This is a genomic window from Lactobacillus apis (genome assembly GCF_002837055.1).
Lineage (GTDB): Bacteria > Bacillota > Bacilli > Lactobacillales > Lactobacillaceae > Lactobacillus > Lactobacillus apis.
In genome coordinates, this window is record NZ_PDKP01000046.1 from 1 (window position 1) to 1,880 (window position 1,880).

Annotated in this window: 1 protein-coding gene; it reads right to left on the reverse strand. The window is 39.3% G+C overall.

Annotated features, from left to right (window positions below; genetic code table 11):
* A partial coding sequence (locus tag CRG87_RS07740; RefSeq protein ID WP_458118141.1) for a DUF1542 domain-containing protein occupies positions 1–826 on the reverse strand: 826 nt, incomplete at its 3' end.
* Between the last annotated feature and the right edge of the window lie 1,054 nt (positions 827–1,880).

Genomic DNA, 1,880 nt, shown 5'->3' on the forward strand with positions numbered 1-1,880 from the left:
TTGGTTGTATTAATTTGAACTTATCAGACAGTTCTGCCTTAGCATTTTCCTTTCTTTTATCTAAAGTTAGCTCTGGCGCATAAGCTTGGACATCATTTACACCTTTTTCTAAAGCTGTGTTTATTTTATCAGCATTTGTTGCAGCATCGATTGTATCTTTAGCACTTGTAGCCGTCTGTCCGCTTAGCTTTGACCATATCTCAGCCTTTTCAGCTGAAGTGAGGTTTTTATCATTATCTATTACTTTCTTAGTTGCTGCGAGAACTTGATCTATTTTGTCCTTAGCATTTTGCTTCTGCGTTTCTAGCGGTAGTCCTTTTTGGTCAACAATATATTGGAATTCACTTTTTGCATCGCTTACCGCCTGGTCGCACTGGTCAACTGTTTTTGCAGCCTTTAATTTGTCAATGTACTTAGTATAGATACTATCAATTTCTCTAATATAGGCAGTTTTCTCATCTTGTGTAAGGGTGTTATCATTACTAATTGCAATTTTTGCATTCTCTCCCGCTTGCGTGATGTCATCTTGATACGGCCCTAAAATGTCTGCTAGATTAGTGTACCAATATGTGATTTGTGGANCCTTCTGCGCCTTTATAATACTATCTTGATACTGTGTCATAATATCGGCAAGATTGGTGTACCAATATGTGATTTGTGGATTGCTTACACCTATATCAATAGTCTTTAGGTCTGGACCACTAGCGCCAGTATTCGTAGCCCTGGCAAAGATATATCCAGGTAAATCTGGCGCATCTGGTATAGTAACCGTGTCACCAACTCTTCCAGTAATTTTAACTGGATTCAAAGGAGAAAGGCTCGTCATTCTAACTGTTTCTCTATACGCTATATCTACGCTTTTTTCATCACCTTCAATATATACTGTGATAGTTGGATTATCTGTACCAACAGTAGTACTCTTGGGCTGAACACTCTCCCCATCTTTTTCGATATAAAGATGATAGCCACTTGGACAGGCAGACTTGAGCTGATTAACTGACCATTCACTTNGTGTAAAGGTGATATCCACTTGGACAGGCAGACTTAAGCTGACTAACTGACCATTCACTTGTCCAGTCTATAACGTTACCAGTATTAGCAGATTGAGTTACGTCTTTATACGACAAGGACTGTTTCGAGGGACTAATAGGACCTCGCTCCTTATGATTAATGTCCACAAACTGAACATTCACTGTCTGCGGGGCACCCCAGACATATATAGTATAAACTCGATCTNTGATAAATACTGCTTCGAGGGACTAAGCGGACCGCGTTCTTTATGATTGATATCCACAAACTGAACATTCACCGTTTGTGGATCACCCCAAACATATATAGTATAAACTCGATCTGGAGTTATTGCACTGGTTGGGGTCCTTCCAGGAACATATGCAAGCCAACCTTGTCCATATTGATCGGTTAGCATCCGATCCACTTTTTCCTTTGCGCCAGGATAAAGTTGTGTCGAACTTGCCACTACATAGCCTGAAGGCATTTCATCTACAACATATTTAGTATCCTGAAGAAGCAGCCTCTGACCAACATAATTATCATCCGAAAATGACATATTTACTGTCTTTACTACTGTTCCATATTGATTGACATATTGAACAGCAGCTGATCCAAGATCAGAACAATCATTATTGTTAAGCTGTAATTCTCGAGTGTTTTTGAACAAACTCGGAACAGATGTTTCACTCCCTGCAGCGTTATATAAAGTAGTAGATTCGTTCCAAATTTGTAGCTTATCAAATTTATTGACGGTGTTATCCGGAGTTTTACTTACATTACTGCTGGTCCATAAATTCAAAGGTTGTGCCACACCATTAAGTATAAATACTCCTGGAACTGTACCATCCCTAGCTGTCCGAATTATTGGT